The following is a 16,723-nucleotide window of genomic DNA, read 5'->3' on the forward strand; positions in this document are numbered from 1 at the left end:
CCTCGTCGATCTCGCCACCAATAGTAAGAATTAGGGTATAAACGTATTGATGAGTGCTTAAGTCATAAAATATGAGCGTATCGGCGTAGATAGCAGCAAAAGTCAGCGATGCTTTTTAATTAGACAACAGCTAAGCCCGATTACGATTGGGCGTAAGCTTTGCTTGGGATGGAACATCTCTTAAACATCAAAATAGATGGATAAGTCTTGGTTCCCTTACATTAATACTGAATACCGCAAGGACTCTGCTTGTGCTGATACCTCTAGGCTATGTAATCGTATTGCTGTCTGTGTTTGGTGGCTATGTTCTTGCAGGTGGCAAATTAGGTCCTCTGTATCAACCCCTTGAACTGCTTATCATTGGTGGCGCTGGTGTTGGTGCGTTTGTCGCAGCGAACAACGGCAAGGCGATTAAAGCGACATTTAAAATTCTGCCCCGGCTCAAGCGTGCCAAAAAATATGACAAAGCACTTTACATGGAGTTAATGGCACTACAGTTCAAGCTGCTGTCAAAAATTCGCCGTGAGGGGATGTTAGGCATTGAGCGGGATATTGATAATCCGCAAGAAAGCCCACTGTTCCAAGAGCACCCTACGGTGCTGGTCGATCCGCATATCATGAATTTCCTAACAGATTATCTGCGCTTAATGGTAAGCGGCGGTATGGAGCCAATGGAAATTGATGAGCTGATGTTACATGAAATTGAGGTCTTTGAGCAGGAGGCCCATGTGCCCATTGATGCCATTGCCAAAGTCGGCGATGCCATGCCCGCCTTCGGTATTGTGGCGGCAGTGATGGGGGTTGTTAAAACACTCACCTATGCTGACGCCACGCCAGCCCAGATGGGCGTTATGATCGGGCAAGCGCTGGTGGGAACCTTCCTGGGTATCTTGCTTGGCTATGGCTTTGTCAGTCCGCTGGCAAGTTACATCGAGCGGCAGGCTAAAGAAGCCGAAAAGATGCTCCAGTGTATTCGTATTACGCTTCTCGCTAGCTTGCACGGTTATGCGCCGCAGTTGGCCGTTGAATTTGGTCGCAAAGCACTGTTTGCCGCCGAGCGCCCCAGTTTTACGGAGCTTGAAGACTATGTAAGGGATGCAAAAAAGGCCGGTAGCGCATGAGTAAGGGTGGTGACAAGCGTCCGATTGTCATTCGGCGCAAAAAGGTCGTCCATGCCCATCACGGTGGCGCCTGGAAAATTGCCCTAGCGGATTTTATGACTGCTCTGATGGCCTTTTTTTTGGTGCTATGGCTTTTGAGCGTTTCCAGCGAAGAGACGCGCAGGGGGGTAGCAGAGTACTTTAGCACTCCCCTGTTAACGGCGATAACCGGTGGTGATCGTTCTGGCAGCACCAGCGCGATTCCTGGCGGCGGACCAGACCCCACCCATAGCGAGGGGGAGCGGGCGCGTATTGATAGCTTACAGCGCACTCGTCCAAGCATGCAGGAGCGAAACTTTTTCAGAGACTTGCAAGAGCGTATTGAGCGGGCTATTGAACGAGATCCTGAGCTACGCCAGTTGCGTAATCAGATGCGTTTTGACCTAACTCGCGAAGGTCTGCGTATACAGCTACTCGATACCGACCAGCGACCCATGTTTGAGTTAGGCAGCGACCAAGTCGCTCCTTATATGCGTAGCCTGTTACGCACTATTGCACCGCTGTTAAACGAGCTTCCCAATGAGCTAAGTATCAGTGGGCATACCGATAGCGTTCCCTATGCGGGCGGCTATCGCGGCTATAGTAACTGGGAGCTTTCCAATGACCGCGCTAACGCGTCGCGTCGCGAGCTTATTGCGGGTGGCTTTGACCCAGGTCAATTGCTACGCGTCTCGGGCTTTGCGGATCGGGTGTTGTTACCTGAGACTGAACCTACTGACCCTATCAACCGACGCATAGAGCTGGTGGTGCTCTTTCCTGAGATTGCTGATGCGATTCGCAACCCTACTGTAATGGAATCGGGAGCTGCATCGCCCGAAGCTTCAATCGAGGCGCTGGAAGCTTCAACCGAAGCGCCAATTGAATCAACACAACAAGACGAGCCTCAGGTGCAACCGCAAGAGTGACCTGAGCCTGTCATAAAATACGACGTTAAGGTGGAGCGGTGTATGGATATAGCGGATTTTTTTGACACCTTTTTTGAAGAGGCTGAAGAGCTGCTGTCGGATATGGAACAGCATTTATTGGAACTGGATGTTGATGATCCAGACAGTGAGCAGCTCAATGCTATTTTCCGTGCCGCCCACTCGATCAAGGGGGGAGCGGGTACCTTTGGTTTTACCGTGCTACAGAAAACCACGCATATTTTGGAAAACCTCCTCGATTACGCACGTAAAGGCGAACTGACGCTGCGAGCCGACCTCGTGGATACCTTTTTAGAGGCTAAAGACATCATGCATGAGCAACTCGATGCCTACCGCAGCGAAGAGGAGCCTAATCAAGAGGCATTTGAGCGCATTTGCCAAACGCTGCAACAAATTGCCCTGGATGAAATCGGTCAACAGTTAGATGGGCCGGCTACGCCAGCTGCTGAGCCCAAGGCTTCTCCTACCCCAAGTGAAAACGGCGCAGAAGCAAAAAGTAGCCAAGAGAAGGTTGCGAATAGTCACCTGTTAGTGGCGCTGCTGAACGTTGAAGATAAAGACCGCATCTTACTGGTTGAAGAGCTAGAGCAGCTGGGCGAGGTGCAATCCCAGTCCGGTGATGCAAAGCGCTACGAGGTGATCCTTAAAAGCAGCGACAGCGCTGACGATATTGAAGCGGTCATGTGCTTTATTATCGAACCTGATCAGATTGAGATTACGACCGTCGAGGGGGTGGCAGAGGAGCCAGCCCCTGCTGCGCCGGAGCCAGTAGCTTCAGCGCCTGCTGCCCCTATGCCACAAGCGCCTGCCGAAAGCACTGCCGCTAAGGCGAACCCGGCAAAGGCTGCTGCCAAAGAGAAACCCAAAAAAGCCGCCGCCGAGTCGTCGTCTATCCGCGTATCTGTAGATAAAGTCGACCAAATCATCAACTTGGTGGGTGAGCTGATCATTACTCAGTCGATGCTTGACCAAACAGTAAGCGACTTGGAAGATCAATCAGTTGGCAATGCCTCATTGCAAAATGGAATGAGCCTGCTGCAGCGTAACGCCCGCGATCTCCAAGAAGCGGTCATGTCGATACGAATGATCCCCATGGAGTTTGTGTTCAGCCGCTTCCCCCGGGTTGTGCGCGATACTGCCGGTAAGCTGGGCAAAGAGATCGAACTAATTACCGAAGGCAAATCGACCGAGCTGGATAAGAGCTTGGTGGAACGGATCACCGACCCGTTAACGCACTTGGTGCGTAATAGCCTTGATCATGGCGTAGAGATGCCTGATGTCCGCGAAGCCATTGGTAAGCCTCGCATTGGGAAACTAACTCTATCGGCGCGTCATCAGGGCGGTAATATTCTGATTGAAGTGCGCGATGATGGCGCCGGTATGGATCGTGATCGCCTGCTTGCCAAAGCGCGGGAAAATGGCCTTAACGTATCTGACACCATGTCCGATGAAGAGGTCTTCCAGCTCATTTTTGCCCCCGGTTTCTCAACCGCTAAAGAAGTGACTGACGTATCCGGTCGTGGCGTGGGCATGGATGTGGTGAAGCGGAATATTCAGAGCATGGGCGGTCGGGTAGAAATTCAGTCGAAGCTAGGCGAGGGCACCAACACCCGTATCGTATTACCGCTTACGCTGGCTATCTTGGACGGTATGTCGATTAAAGTCGGCGGCGAGACGTTTATTTTACCGCTTTCCACGGTACTTGAGTCGCTTCAGCCCGCTAAAGACGATATGTATGCCATGGCCGGTGACGACGTGGTGATCAAAGTACGCGACGAGTATCTGCCCGTGATAGCCATTCACGAAGTGCTTAACGTTGAGAACGCGATTACTGACCCGACCAAAAGCATCGCTGTCATTGTGCAGGGCGAAGGCCGCCGTTACGCCATGTTGGTCGATGAGTTGATCGGACAGCAGCAGGTCGTGGTCAAAAATCTGGAAGACAATTACCGCAAAGTACCAGGGATCTCGGCCGCGACCATTTTAGGCGACGGTAGCGTTGCGTTGATTCTGGACATTACTGGTTTACACCGCCTGAGCCGATATAAAAAAGAGGCAGGCAAAAAAGTAGTAAACAATCAAAACCTATCATCTTTTAAGGAGGCTGAGCCGTCATGAGTCAAGCCAACAGTGGTGCGGTACTAGCCGCAGAAGCCGAAAACCGCGAATTCCTGGTGTTCTCATTAGGCGATGAGGAGTACGCCATTGATATTTTGAAAGTGCAGGAAATTCGTGGCTACGAAAATGTAACCCGAATTGCCAATGCACCTGACTTTATCAAAGGGGTCACCAATCTACGCGGCGTCATTGTGCCGATTGTCGATCTGCGCATTAAGTTTCACTTTGATAAAGTCGAATACGGTGGCCAAACGGTGGTGATCGTGGTCAATGTTGCAGACCGTGTGGTCGGCATCGTAGTGGACGGCGTTTCCGACGTGATGACGCTGACCCCTGACCAGATCAAGCCAGCGCCCGAATTCGGTGTCACGCTGTCGTCTGATTTCCTGAGTGGTTTGGGTAGTCTGGATGATCGCATGCTGGTACTTGTGGATATCGATAAGTTGCTCACCAGCGACGAGATGGCACTAGTGGAAAGTACCAGCAACCACTAAGACTAAAACGCATGGCACAGGGAGCGTGCCGAATCGGTTCTACCTAATGATGCATTCTCGTGCTACGGAAAGCGCCTGCGAGTGCAGGTTGTGCGTGGAGAAAAGGGCGTGACACAGCAAATGCGGCAATTAATGAATAATATGACGGTGCGTTTAAGTTGGGGCTTAGTCTTAGCGACGCTGTCGGTACTTGTCTTAATTGCCAGTGGTATCGGCCTTTATGCCCTGCATCATGGCGCGGCAATCGTACAGGCATCTGACGATGTACAGGCGCAACAGGCTGCTTTTAGCGCTTTTGCCGCAACGATTCGCTGGGCGCTACTCGGCGTTGTGATCATGACAGTTGCTACGGTTATCGTGGTTATCTGGGGGGTAACGGCCAATGTGTTGCGACCGCTAGACCGCTTGGTGGGCCATTTTGAGCGTATGGCGCAGGGCGATCTAAGCCAGACTATCACCTCGCCGGGAAACAATGAGATAGGACGGCTTTATAGCGCCATGGCACATATGCAGGGCTCACTTTCTCAAACAGTAGGCACCGTGCGTACCAGCGGTACATCAATTTATGAGCGCTCACAGCAAATTGCCAGTGGTAATAACGACCTCTCTTCACGCACCGAGCAGCAGGCGACTTCATTAGAAGAAACGGCTTCCAGCATGGAGCAGCTAGCCTCCACGGTGGGCCATAACGCTGAAAATGCCCGTCAAGCCAGCCAGCTGGCCGGAAGCGCGACCCTGACGGCCCGCCGTAGTGGCGAAGAGGTAGGCCAGATCGTCAGTACCATGCAGGATATCAGCGCAAGTTCTCATCAGGTCGCTGATATTATTACCGTGATCGATAACATTGCGTTTCAGACCAATATCCTGGCGTTAAATGCCTCGGTGGAAGCGGCGCGTGCTGGTGAGCATGGTAGGGGGTTCGCCGTGGTGGCACAGGAAGTACGCAGCTTAGCCAGTCGCAGTGCCGCTGCCGCCAAAGAGATTCGCACGCTGATCGACGCATCGCTCAGCAAGGTTGATACCGGCACACAGCGCGTCAACCAGGCCGGTCAAACGATGCAGGATCTGGTGAGTGCTGTTCAGCGCGTCAGCGATATTATGGATGAGATCGCCGCCGCTTCTGAGCAGCAGAGTAGCGGCATTGGTCAAGTGAACCAGGCCGTGGCGCAAATGGATCAGGTCGTGCAACAAAATGCTCAGCTGGTTCAGCAGGCCGCGCGTAGTGCGAATGAGCTTGAAAGTGAAGCGGCTCGTTTACGTGAGGCTGTGGAGCGCTTTCGTGTCACTGAAGCGTTTGCCCATCGCACCCCAGTATCACGGACTCTTATGCCTTCGGCAGCGCCAAGCCTTCCTACGCGGCACAAGCAGCCAGCGGAAGAGGTAGATGAGTGGGCGTCGTTTTAATTTGCTTGGCAGGGCGGGCAAGCTCTCTTTTAAAAATAAAACACTAAAAAAGGCAAATCATGCGTAATAACCAGCCAGTCACTCAGCGCGAAATTGAACTAAAAGAGGACGATTTCTTAGTCTCGCGTACCGATACCAAGGGGCGCATCACCTATGCTAACCCAGCGTTTATCGATATTAGCGGCTTTGAGCACGCAGAGTTGATAGGTGCGCCGCATAACCTGATACGTCACCCGGATATGCCACCAGCGGCTTTTGAAAACCTTTGGCAAACCGTTAAAGCGGGTGAAACGTGGCGCGGGCTGGTCAAAAATCGCTGCAAAAATGGCGACCACTACTGGGTAAACGCCAGTGTGACGCCGATTGTCGAAGATGGGCAGGTAGTTGGCTACACCTCGGTGCGCGTGCAGGCAAGCCGGAAAGCCATTGCGCAGGCAGAGCAGGCGTACACTGAAATACGTGAAGGCCGCAATAAACGGCTTTACTTAGATAAAGGTCGGTTACGCCAGAAAGGGGTGGTTAAGCGTTTAGCTCGAGTGCGCCTCGATACCATACGCGCCAAGTTAGTCGGCATGATTATCGTGGCAGGACTGTTGCTGTTAATTAGCGGCGGCTTAGGCTTGTATGGTTTGAATGCTTCGGGCGAGCGTTTGGAACAACTGAATAATGATGGTTTGCGTGACGTTATTCGCCTGCAGCAAATTGATCAAACCATTGCTGAATCTCGCCAAGCGATCATTCAGCCGGAGCGTATGGAGCTGATTGAGCAGCGCTTTGAAGTGGGTGAAAGTATTGCTGCTAATGCTGCAGAGGTCGCTGCTGCATGGCAAGAGTACTACTCGCGGGAGGTTAATATGACCGAGCTTGCCGCCGAGTTTGATCAGCAGCTGCAGGTGTTCTTGCAGAATGGTATGGGCCAAGCCGCCAGTGTTCTTCAGGCAGAAGAGGCGTATCAAGCCTTTACCGGCCTTGATGCGGTTATTAGCGTGATGACCGAGGAGGGTCGCTTCCTTTCAGGCATGGTGAATCAACTTATTGGTCAGAAACAGCAGGCTGCTGAAATCATGGCCAATGAAGCTCAGCAAGGTCAAACCACAATGCTGGGCGCGCAGGCCATCGTCCTTGGGATTGGCTTGCTGCTACTTATTGTGATCGGCTTGGTCACCTTGCGGGCGATTACTAGACCACTAAAAAGTGCCGCAGGTTTTACGCTGCAAATTGCCGGCGGCAATTTGGCGGCTAAAGTGCCCGCCATGCGACGCGATGAAGTGGGCCAGCTAATGGACTCGCTGAACACCATGCGTAAAAGCCTCAGTAGTATCATTGGCGACGTAAAAAGTGGCATTGACGTCGTTACCCCGGCGGCCCGGGACATCGCAAGTGGTAACGAAGAGCTATCGTCGCGAACCGAGCAACAGGCGGCCTCTTTGCAGCAAACCGCTTCCAGCATGGAAGAAATGACCGCTACCGTTCGACAAAACAGCGAAAACGCTCAAGAAGCCCGTCGTCTAGCCGATAACAATGCTATTCAGGTGACGAATACCGGCGAGTTGATGACACAGCTGGTCGACAATATGCAGCGGATTACTCAAAGCTCCCAGCAGATGGCCGATATTATCAATGTGATCGACTCAATCGCCTTTCAGACCAATATTCTGGCGCTGAATGCATCGGTAGAAGCGGCTCGGGCAGGGGAGCATGGGCGGGGGTTTGCCGTTGTAGCTGAAGAAGTGCGTAACCTAGCTGGCCGCAGCGCTGGCGCCGCTCAAGAAATTCGTGGCCTGATTGATGGCTCTAACCGAGAAGTTAGCGCTGGGGCTAGTTTGGTGACTAAAGCTGAAGTTGCGATTAGCGAAGTGGCAGAAGCTGCGCGCAGTGTGACGCAGATTATGCACGAGATATCGGCCGCCTCTGAAGAGCAGAGTCATGGCATTGCCCAGGTTAATCAGGCAGTAGCAGAGATGGATCAAGGCACCCAGCGCAATGCGGTGCGGGTACAGGAAACCGCACGAGCGGCAGTTTCTCTAGAGAAACAGGCAGGGCTATTAGCGCTATCGGTGGAAGCATTTCGATTAAACAGCCAGGGGGCTCTACGCCCGCCGGCAGTGACAGCACCCAAGCACGCGGCTCAACTGCCTAGCACAGCGCCGTCGAATAACTCGCCCGTTAAACGGCAAACAGCCTCAGTAGAGGAGTGGGAAGAGTTTTGACCGAACAACGTGAACGGGCTTTAGACGCTGGTCAGTGGACATCAAGCAGTCAGATTGAAAGGGATCTGGTACTGACAGATGCGGATTTTACGCGTATTCGCGAGCTGATCTATCAGCGCGCGGGTATCGTACTGGCTGAGCATAAGCGTGAAATGGTCTATAGCCGCTTAGCCAAGCGTCTACGTCACCATGGTATGACGCGCTTTACCGACTATTTGGTGCGCCTGGAGCGCCAGCCAGAGGCCAAAGAGTGGGAGGCGTTCACGAACGCGCTGACCACCAACCTCACGGCCTTTTTTCGTGAAGCGCACCATTTTCCGCTGCTGGCTGAGCACATAAAGAACAAGCAAGATCCGGTCACTATTTGGTGTTCGGCAGCTTCCACCGGGGAAGAGCCCTACTCGCTGGCGATGACGTTGTTGGAAACGCTAGGCGCTAAAGCGGCGCAGGCCAAAGTGATCGCAACGGACATCGATACCGATGCGTTGGCTAGGGCCCGCGCTGGTGTTTATCCCTTGGAGCAGGTGCGCAAGCTCGATGAAGCGCGGGTCAAACGCTTTTTTCAGAAAGGCACCGGTAACCATGCGGGCTTTGCACGGGTACGCCCAGAGGTATCCGCACTGGTGGAGTTTCTGCCACTTAACTTGCTGGCGCCGCAATGGCCAATTAAAGGCCCTTTTGATGCGGTGTTCTGCCGAAATATCATGATTTATTTTGATAAAGATACTCAATCAAAAATTCTTAAACGGTTTGCGCCACTGATGAAGCCCGATGGTTTGCTATTTGCAGGCCACTCAGAAAACTTCTCGTATATAAGTGATGCGTTCAAACTGCGTGGCCAGACCGTTTATACCGTGGCCAAAAAATGAACAATTATCGTGTCTTTATAATCGCTTTAGGCGCTGTGGCTCCGGCGGTTGCAATCACACATCAGGCGTCTACAGCAAGAGGAGGCGTGCTTTGAGCGCAGCCAAAATCAAAGTATTGTGTGTCGATGATTCGGCGCTAATTCGCGATTTGTTAACAGAAATTATTAATTCCCAGCCCGATATGGAAGTCGTTGCGGTAGCGCCTGATCCTATTGCCGCCAGGGATTTGATCAAGCAGCACAATCCTGATGTGTTAACCCTTGATGTGGAAATGCCACGTATGGACGGCTTGGATTTTCTCGAGCGTTTAATGCGCTTGCGTCCTATGCCGGTGTTAATGGTGTCGTCGCTAACCCAAAGCGGTTCGGAAATCACCCTACGTGCGCTTGAGCTCGGTGCGCTGGACTTTGTCGCCAAGCCGAGTCTGGGAATCCGCAATGGGATGATGGAGTACGCCGACGAAATTGCCGAAAAACTTCGTGCCGCGGCACGCTCACGTCCCCGCCAGGCGCGGCATAAAAACACGCCGCCGCCAGCGGCCTTGAAGGCGCCGCTGGTATCAAGCGAAAAGTTGATCATTATCGGCGCGTCCACTGGCGGCACTGAAGCGATTCGGGCGGTGCTAGAGCCATTACCGGCAAATGCCCCGGCGATATTGATTACCCAGCATATGCCTGGCGGTTTTACCCGCTCGTTTGCCGAACGTCTAGACCGGCTGTGTCGGATTACGGTTAAAGAAGCCACCGATGGCGAGCGGATTCTACCCGGGCACGCTTATATCGCACCGGGGGATCAGCACCTCAAGTTGGCACGTAGCGGCGCTAACTATGTGGCGCGATTAGATGACGGCCCGCCGGTAAACCGCCATCGCCCATCGGTAGACGTGCTTTTCCACTCAGCGGCTCAGCACGCAGGTAAAAACTCCATTGGCGTGATTCTTACCGGTATGGGAAAGGATGGCGCTGCCGGACTGCTTGAAATGCGCCAAGCGGGTGCGCCCACCATCGCTCAAAATGAGCAGACCTGCGTGGTTTTCGGTATGCCGCGAGAAGCCATCGCGATGGGTGGCGCGGTGGAAGTGGTGGCTTTGGACGATGTTCCCACGCGAATGATGGCGCTGATCGCTGCATCGGGTAGAGCTCAACGTGTTTAGTGAGATTGATACGCATTATTATAAGTGACTTGGTATAAGAACTAAGCATAAAAACTTAATAAGCTCGCAAGGGGATCGCCAATGAGTCGTTTACTGCGCAATTTGAGTATTCACGCCGCTGTGGTCACGGCACTTAGCTGCTTTGGCGTGCTGATTTTGGTGATTGCGGGTTTGGGTGTTGTAGCTGACCGTGATGCACAAAATAATATTGATGTACTTAACAACATTAGCAGCGAACAGCTCAATGAGATTAACCGCGCCGACTCGCTGCTGAACCAAGCCATGCTGGCGATGGAAACGGCTTCCAACTACCTCATGGTGGGCCAGACCCGTCAGTCTAATGAGCAGGTGGATATAGCGGCCAATCGCATAGAGCGTTCTGAACAGCGTTTTGAGCGCTTCGCTGCAAACACATTCTCCCCCCAAGGCGAGGCATTGGCAAACGCCTTGATTGAAGATTTTAATACTGTCATGGCGTTGGTTAAACAGCAGCATGAAACCTTCGAATCTATGAATCTAACCCGCTACAACACCTTGCGTGAGGAGTTGGAGGGGCCGCTGCTTAGTTTGAACGAAAGCATGACCGCATTTGTCGATTATGGCTTCCAGCGGGTAGACACCATTCGAGAGGACTCTGAAGCTCAGAGTAATCTGTTCAATATTATCAAAGCGGTAGCGGTGCTCTTTGCTCTGGTGATGACTCTGATTATTTACTTTGGTTTACGCCGTACAGTGATTGCGCCGCTAAGAGGTGCCATTCAACGCCTGGATGCGATTGCCGAGGCCGATCTAACCGATCCGCTGCCCGAAGCGGGTAAAAACGAAATTGGTCGTCTGTTTGGCGCTATGGGCACCATGCAGCAGAACCTCACCAATATTGTTAGTCGCGTACGCGAAGGCAGTAACGAAATCCACCACGGCACCCGAGAGATTGCCAGCGGTAACGCTGATCTTTCATCGCGCACGGAACAGCAGGCCGCATCGATTCAACAAACCGCTGCCAGCATGGAAGAGATGACCGCGACAGTAAAACAGAATGCCGACAATGCCCGCCAAGCCAGTACATTGGCCGCAGACGCCTCCACTACGGCCGAGCGCGGTGGGCAAGTGGTGGAGCAGGTGGTGCAGACGATGCACGGTATTTCCACGAGCTCGAAAAAAGTCGCCGACATTACCAGCGTTATTGATTCGATTGCCTTTCAAACCAACATCCTGGCGCTCAATGCATCGGTAGAAGCCGCCCGTGCTGGCGAGCAAGGTCGAGGCTTTGCCGTCGTAGCTGGGGAAGTGCGCAATTTGGCCAGCCGTAGCGCAGATGCGGCTAAAGAGATTAAAAACCTGATTGAGGCCTCGGTGTCGCAGATTCAGCAAGGCTCTACCCTGGTCGAGCAGGCTGGCACCACGATGTCGGATGTGGTGACTGCGGTGCGCCGCGTAACTGATATTATGGATGAAATTTCCGCCGCCTCCCAAGAGCAGAGTGATGGTATTGAGCAGGTGAGTCAGGCCGTGGGCCAGATGGATCAAGTCACTCAGCAAAACGCTGCGCTAGTACAGCAAGCCTCTGCGGCAGCCGCCTCCCTTGAGGAACAGGCCAACCGTTTGGAGCAAGCAGTCGCCGTGTTTAAATTGTTAGGTATGCAAGGTGCGTCACATCAGGTGCTGCCCTCCGTCTCGCCAACAGCGAGTGCCATGCCTGCCCCCAAGGTCGACCAGCCGCAAACGAGTCGACCTGCCGCCAAACGCAGCGACCACGAAGAGTGGGAAGAGTTTTAAGGACGAGTTTTAGGAATAGCGCTTAAGAAACAGTTTTAAATCCCTGACTGTGCTTTTCAGTCACTCCCGTGCCATATACCGATTGATTAGAGGATGACCCATGGCAGATAAGAATATGAGTTTCCTGGTTGTAGACGACTTTCCTACCATGCGTCGGATTGTGCGTAGCCTGCTTAAGGAGCTGGGCTTCACCAACGTGGATGAAGCTGAAGATGGCCAAGATGCGCTCAATAAACTGCGCTCCGGCAAGTTTGAGTTCGTCGTTTCTGATTGGAATATGCCGAACCTGGACGGCTTGGAGATGCTCAAGGAGATCCGACAGGATGACGCCTTGAAAGACCTCCCAGTACTGATGGTGACCGCAGAAGCGAAGAAAGAGAACATTATAGCGGCTGCTCAGGCGGGTGCTAATGGCTATGTCGTCAAGCCGTTCACTGCCGCTACCCTGGAAGAGAAGCTCAACAAAATCTTCGACAAACTGGGTATGTGAGCGACTGAGCCTATGTGCTTAGTTAACGAGGAGACACCATTATGAGCCAGAATGAGCAGTCTGATTCTGCCCAATCGTCTGAGCAAGCCGCTGAAGACTTAATTCATCGCATTGGGAAGTTGACGCGCATGTTGCGCGAGAACATGCGTGAACTAGGTCTTGATAAAGAGATTGAGAAAGCGGCCGAAGCCATCCCCGACGCACGCGACCGCTTGCACTATGTCGCCACCATGACGGAGCAGGCAGCAGATCGAGCGCTCAATGCCGTTGACCGTGCTCAGCCGCTGCAGGATCAATTGTCGGATCGAGCCGAGGCGCTGGATAAGCGCTGGGCCGAGTGGTTTGAAGCGCCGAAAGAGCTGGATGAGGCCAAGGCGCTCGTCGTCGAGACGCGTACTTATCTCAGCGACGTGCCCGATGTGGTTTCAGCCACTAACAAAGAACTGATGGAAATCATGATGGCCCAGGACTTTCAAGACCTGACCGGCCAGGTGATTAAGAAGATGATGGACGTGATCCATGAGATTGAGCATCAGCTGGTTCAGGTGCTTATCGATAACGCGCCGGGTGCCCATGCACGAGAAACGCTGCAGCGCAAGGCCGAGGATCAGTGGAAAAGCGACAATGCACGGCGCAACGAAGACCTTTTGAATGGCCCACAAGTGAAGGATAATGTTCCTGATACCGTCTCTGGGCAAGATCAAGTAGACGACTTGTTGGATGAATTAGGCTTTTAAAGCGCGTTATTACACGCCCTCTGGGCACGCAAGCACGCTATTCAGCCGTCCCTATGGACGGCTGAATACGTGTTAAGCTTCGCTTCACCTGGCCGGATACCCGCATGGCAGATAACGATAGCGACCAGGAAAAGACCGAAGAGGCCACGCCCAGGCGAAAAGAGAAAGCCCGTGAAGAGGGCCAGGTTGCCCGTTCCCGGGAGTTAAATACATTTTTGCTGCTGTTGGGCGGGGTGATTGGCCTTTACAGTATGGGCAAAATGCTCTACGACCAGTTGGGCGCGGTGATGGAGCAGGCTTTCTTGTTTGAGCGCCGCCAGGCAATGGAAAGTACTCCGATGTTGGTCAATGCCCTGGATCTTGGCCAGCGAACGCTATTTGCCATGATGCCGCTGTTTTTACTGCTAGTAATTATTGCATTAGTCGCCCCTGGATTGATGGGAGGCTGGCTGATATCGGCTAAATCGATGCAGCCCAAGTTTTCCAAGCTAAACCCTATTAAGGGCGTAAAGCGCATCTTCTCCACCCAGGCATTGATCGAGTTGGCAAAAGCGATCGCCAAGTCGGTTCTGGTAGGGGGCGTCGCCGCGACATTTTTGTATTTCAACATCGGCAAATTTATGGCGCTAATGGATCAGCCTATCCAGCAAGCGCTGACCAACGCTCTCACCATGGCGGCTCAGGCCGCTGGGCTCATGGTGCTGGTGTTGATCGTGGTCATTTTGATCGATGTCCCTTTCCAGCTCTGGGACAATGCTAAAAAGCTGCGCATGAGTCAGGAAGAGATCAAGCGTGAGCACAAAGAGTCTGAAGGCGACCCCCATGTGAAAGCGCGCATTCGCCAGCAGCAGCAGATCATGGCGCGGGGCAGGATGATGAGCAAAGTGCCCCAGGCAGACGTTATCATTACCAACCCCACGCACTACGCGATAGCGCTGACTTATCAGGAAGGCAGTATGGGGGCGCCACGGTTGGTGGCAAAAGGCGCCGACGCAGTGGCTGCGCGCATTCGCGAAATCGGCGAAGAGGCTGGCGTGCCACGATTGGAGGCAGCACCATTGGCGCGTGCCCTGTATCATCACGTGGATCTAGAGGCGGAGGTGCCGGCTGAACTGTATACCGCTGTGGCGGAAGTAATGGCCTGGGCCTATCGCCTCAAGCAAGTAGCAAAACAAGGAGGCGAGGTGCCCCCAACCCCCGATAACCTGCCGGTACCACCGGAGATGGAAAGCCCCGGGCATGGCGCCGGTGGTAATGAGGCGCAACCATGAAAGGCTTGAGTCAGCTAGTAGGTAGGCGCGACTGGATGGGTGATGTGCGCATGAAGCTGCTGGTCGGGCCGCTGCTCATCCTAATGATTTTGGGCATGATGATTGTGCCCTTGCCTCCCTTTGCCCTGGATTTACTCTTCACCTTTAATATCGCGCTGGCCATTATGGTGTTAATGGTTAGCATGTTTACACAGAAGCCGCTGGATTTTGCGGCGTTCCCAGCTGTGTTGCTGTTTACCACGCTGCTGCGTCTGTCGCTCAATGTGGCTTCCACTCGGGTGGTGCTCATGGAGGGTCACCAGGGCGGTGCGTCGGCGGGTAAGGTCATTGAAGCGTTCGGGGCATTCCTGGTCGGCGGTAATTTCGCTGTAGGCCTAGTGGTTTTCCTGATTCTCGTCATCATCAACTTTATGGTTATCACCAAAGGTGCTGGCCGTATTGCCGAAGTCGGTGCGCGCTTTACCCTGGATGCAATGCCCGGTAAGCAGATGGCCATCGATGCCGATCTGAACGCTGGCTTAATTGGCGAGGAAGACGCCAAAAAGCGACGCGCGGAAGTCGCTCAAGAAGCTGATTTCTTTGGTTCCATGGACGGCGCAAGTAAGTTTGTCCGTGGTGATGCCATTGCCGGTTTGGTAATTATGGTGGTCAATATTATCGGTGGGCTGTTGATTGGTATGTTGCAGCACGATATGAGCTTTGGCGCTGCTGGCCAGACCTATATGCTGCTAGCGATCGGCGACGGTCTGGTGGCGCAAATTCCGGCTCTGGTGATCTCGACCGCAGCGGGTGTCACGGTTTCTCGGGTGAGTACCGATACAGACGAGGACATTGGCCAGCAAATGCTCAGCCAACTGTTCGTAAATCCCCAGGTACTGATATTGGCCGCCATAGTGATGGGGCTATTGGGCATGGTGCCCGGCATGCCCAATTTAGTATTTCTACTCTTTACCGCGCTGCTAGCGGGTTTGGCGTGGTTTATTATGCGCCAAAAAGAGCAGTTGTTGGTCAAGGAGGAAATTGCGACTGCGCCTGTACCGTTACAAGAGACCCCTGAAGCGAGCTGGGAAGATGTGCAATTGGTCGATACCCTCGGTCTGGAAGTGGGGCATCGCTTAATACCGCTGGTCGACTCGCGTCAAAAAGGCGAGCTGCTTGGGCGGATTAAAAGCGTGCGTAAAAAGTTTGCCCAGGAAGTGGGTTTCCTGCCGCCGGTGGTGCATATCCGCGATAATTTGGAGCTGCCGCCCAACGCCTATGTACTCTCCATGAAAGGTGCCGAGATTGGCCGCGCTGAGGCACAGCCGGGTAAATGGCTGGCGATCAATCCGGGGCAGGTATCGGGCGAGCTGCAGGGCACCCAAACCCAAGATCCCGCCTTTGGTTTGCCCGCTGTCTGGATTGATAGCAACCAGCGTGAGCATGCTCAGGTGTATGGCTACACCGTCGTGGATGCCAGTACCGTCATAGCGACCCACTTGAACCACCTGTTGCACCGTCATTCGCCCGAGATGCTGGGTCGACAGGAAGTCCAGAAACTGCTGGATAAAATGGGCGATGAGCAGAAAGCGTTGGTAGAAGAGGTGATCCCGAAAGCGATTTCATTGACGGTTTTGCAGCGTATCTTGCAAAACCTGCTTGATGAAGATGTCTCTATCCGCGACATGCGCACTATTCTCGATACCCTGGCGGAGTACGCCACCCAGCAAAAAGATCCTAACGAGCTGACGGCGCTGGTGCGTGTTTCGCTGGGGCGCGCCATCGTCCAGCAGTGGTTTGCGGGGCAAGAGACGCTTAATGTCATGGGACTGGATGCCCAGTTGGAACAAGTGCTGGTTCAGGCCATGAATGGCAACGGCGCCATGGAGCCAGGGTTGGCAGAAACGCTGATGACTCAGGCCCAGCAGGCGCTGGAACGTCACGAAAGCTCAGGCGAGCCGCCGGTGCTGGTTGTGCAGCACTCGCTGCGAGCGGTACTGTCCCGATTCTTACGCCGACGTCTACGCCATATGTCAGTGCTGTCCCAGGCTGAAATTCCCGATGACCGCACATTAAGAGTGACCACAATAGTCGGCGGACGTTAATGATGACACGCCGTGATAGGCTAGCGTCGACCAT

13 protein-coding genes are annotated in these 16,723 nt (G+C 53.4%); all 13 read left to right on the forward strand.

Annotation, left to right across the window (positions count from 1 at the left end; translation table 11 throughout):
- The first annotated feature begins 251 nt into the window (after positions 1-251).
- The 13 genes from motA (at position 252) to flhA (ending at position 16,689) form a co-directional block, all read left to right on the forward strand.
- Positions 252-1,121: a flagellar motor stator protein MotA gene (gene motA / locus KF947_RS12175; RefSeq protein WP_133733478.1), complete on the forward strand. Its 870-nt coding sequence runs from the start codon at positions 252-254 to the stop codon at positions 1,119-1,121.
- On the forward strand, positions 1,118-2,065 hold the full coding sequence (motB, locus tag KF947_RS12180; RefSeq protein ID WP_133733442.1) for a flagellar motor protein MotB: 948 nt from the start codon (positions 1,118-1,120) through the stop codon (positions 2,063-2,065). Before motA ends, motB begins: the two co-directional genes overlap by 4 nt.
- Before the next feature lie 42 nt (positions 2,066-2,107).
- Complete coding sequence (gene cheA / locus KF947_RS12185) at positions 2,108-4,201, forward strand: chemotaxis protein CheA (RefSeq protein ID WP_227404071.1); 2,094 nt, start codon at positions 2,108-2,110, stop codon at positions 4,199-4,201.
- Positions 4,198-4,695 carry a chemotaxis protein CheW gene (cheW, locus tag KF947_RS12190; RefSeq protein WP_071694952.1) on the forward strand — a complete coding sequence of 166 codons (498 nt, stop codon included), beginning with the start codon at positions 4,198-4,200 and terminating at the stop codon, positions 4,693-4,695. Before cheA ends, cheW begins: the two co-directional genes overlap by 4 nt.
- 132 nt (positions 4,696-4,827) lie before the next feature.
- Positions 4,828-6,099 carry a methyl-accepting chemotaxis protein gene (locus KF947_RS12195; RefSeq protein WP_227404072.1) on the forward strand — a complete coding sequence of 424 codons (1,272 nt, stop codon included), beginning with the start codon at positions 4,828-4,830 and terminating at the stop codon, positions 6,097-6,099.
- A 59-nt stretch (positions 6,100-6,158) separates the two neighbouring features.
- Positions 6,159-8,309 (forward strand): PAS domain-containing methyl-accepting chemotaxis protein, encoded by a 2,151-nt coding sequence (locus tag KF947_RS12200; RefSeq protein WP_227404073.1) that lies wholly within the window; start codon positions 6,159-6,161, stop codon positions 8,307-8,309.
- Positions 8,306-9,178 (forward strand): CheR family methyltransferase, encoded by an 873-nt coding sequence (locus KF947_RS12205; protein ID WP_133733445.1) that lies wholly within the window; start codon positions 8,306-8,308, stop codon positions 9,176-9,178. Before KF947_RS12200 ends, KF947_RS12205 begins: the two co-directional genes overlap by 4 nt.
- Before the next feature lie 91 nt (positions 9,179-9,269).
- On the forward strand, positions 9,270-10,331 hold the full coding sequence (locus KF947_RS12210; RefSeq protein ID WP_133733446.1) for a protein-glutamate methylesterase/protein-glutamine glutaminase: 1,062 nt from the start codon (positions 9,270-9,272) through the stop codon (positions 10,329-10,331).
- 81 nt (positions 10,332-10,412) lie between these two features.
- Positions 10,413-12,107 (forward strand): methyl-accepting chemotaxis protein, encoded by a 1,695-nt coding sequence (locus KF947_RS12215; protein WP_133733447.1) that lies wholly within the window; start codon positions 10,413-10,415, stop codon positions 12,105-12,107.
- Positions 12,108-12,207: 100 nt separating this feature from the next.
- Positions 12,208-12,597, forward strand: coding sequence for a chemotaxis response regulator CheY (cheY, locus tag KF947_RS12220; protein ID WP_133733448.1), 390 nt, complete (start codon positions 12,208-12,210; stop codon positions 12,595-12,597).
- Between the two features lie 41 nt (positions 12,598-12,638).
- Positions 12,639-13,334 carry a protein phosphatase CheZ gene (gene cheZ, locus KF947_RS12225; protein ID WP_088702022.1) on the forward strand — a complete coding sequence of 232 codons (696 nt, stop codon included), beginning with the start codon at positions 12,639-12,641 and terminating at the stop codon, positions 13,332-13,334.
- Positions 13,335-13,438: 104 nt separating this feature from the next.
- Positions 13,439-14,605 (forward strand): flagellar biosynthesis protein FlhB, encoded by a 1,167-nt coding sequence (gene flhB / locus KF947_RS12230; protein ID WP_133733449.1) that lies wholly within the window; start codon positions 13,439-13,441, stop codon positions 14,603-14,605.
- On the forward strand, positions 14,602-16,689 hold the full coding sequence (gene flhA, locus KF947_RS12235) for a flagellar biosynthesis protein FlhA (RefSeq protein ID WP_133733450.1): 2,088 nt from the start codon (positions 14,602-14,604) through the stop codon (positions 16,687-16,689). Before flhB ends, flhA begins: the two co-directional genes overlap by 4 nt.
- Positions 16,690-16,723 lie beyond the last annotated feature (34 nt).

Origin of the sequence: Halomonas sp. FeN2, assembly GCF_020595105.1 — a bacterium.
Classification (GTDB): Bacteria; Pseudomonadota; Gammaproteobacteria; order Pseudomonadales; family Halomonadaceae; genus Vreelandella; species Vreelandella neptunia.

Bases quoted from the DNA above. Each gene is read 5' to 3' on its own strand.
- motB (WP_133733442.1), top strand. From the start codon at position 1,118: ATGAGTAAGGGTGGTGACAAGCGTCCGATTGTCATTCGGCGCAAAAAG.
- cheA (WP_227404071.1), top strand. From the start codon at position 2,108: ATGGATATAGCGGATTTTTTTGACACCTTTTTTGAAGAGGCTGAAGAG.
- cheW (WP_071694952.1), top strand. From the start codon at position 4,198: ATGAGTCAAGCCAACAGTGGTGCGGTACTAGCCGCAGAAGCCGAAAAC.
- KF947_RS12195 (WP_227404072.1), top strand. From the start codon at position 4,828: ATGAATAATATGACGGTGCGTTTAAGTTGGGGCTTAGTCTTAGCGACG.
- KF947_RS12200 (WP_227404073.1), top strand. From the start codon at position 6,159: ATGCGTAATAACCAGCCAGTCACTCAGCGCGAAATTGAACTAAAAGAG.
- KF947_RS12215 (WP_133733447.1), top strand. From the start codon at position 10,413: ATGAGTCGTTTACTGCGCAATTTGAGTATTCACGCCGCTGTGGTCACG.
- cheY (WP_133733448.1), top strand. From the start codon at position 12,208: ATGGCAGATAAGAATATGAGTTTCCTGGTTGTAGACGACTTTCCTACC.
- cheZ (WP_088702022.1), top strand. From the start codon at position 12,639: ATGAGCCAGAATGAGCAGTCTGATTCTGCCCAATCGTCTGAGCAAGCC.
- flhB (WP_133733449.1), top strand. From the start codon at position 13,439: ATGGCAGATAACGATAGCGACCAGGAAAAGACCGAAGAGGCCACGCCC.
- flhA (WP_133733450.1), top strand. From the start codon at position 14,602: ATGAAAGGCTTGAGTCAGCTAGTAGGTAGGCGCGACTGGATGGGTGAT.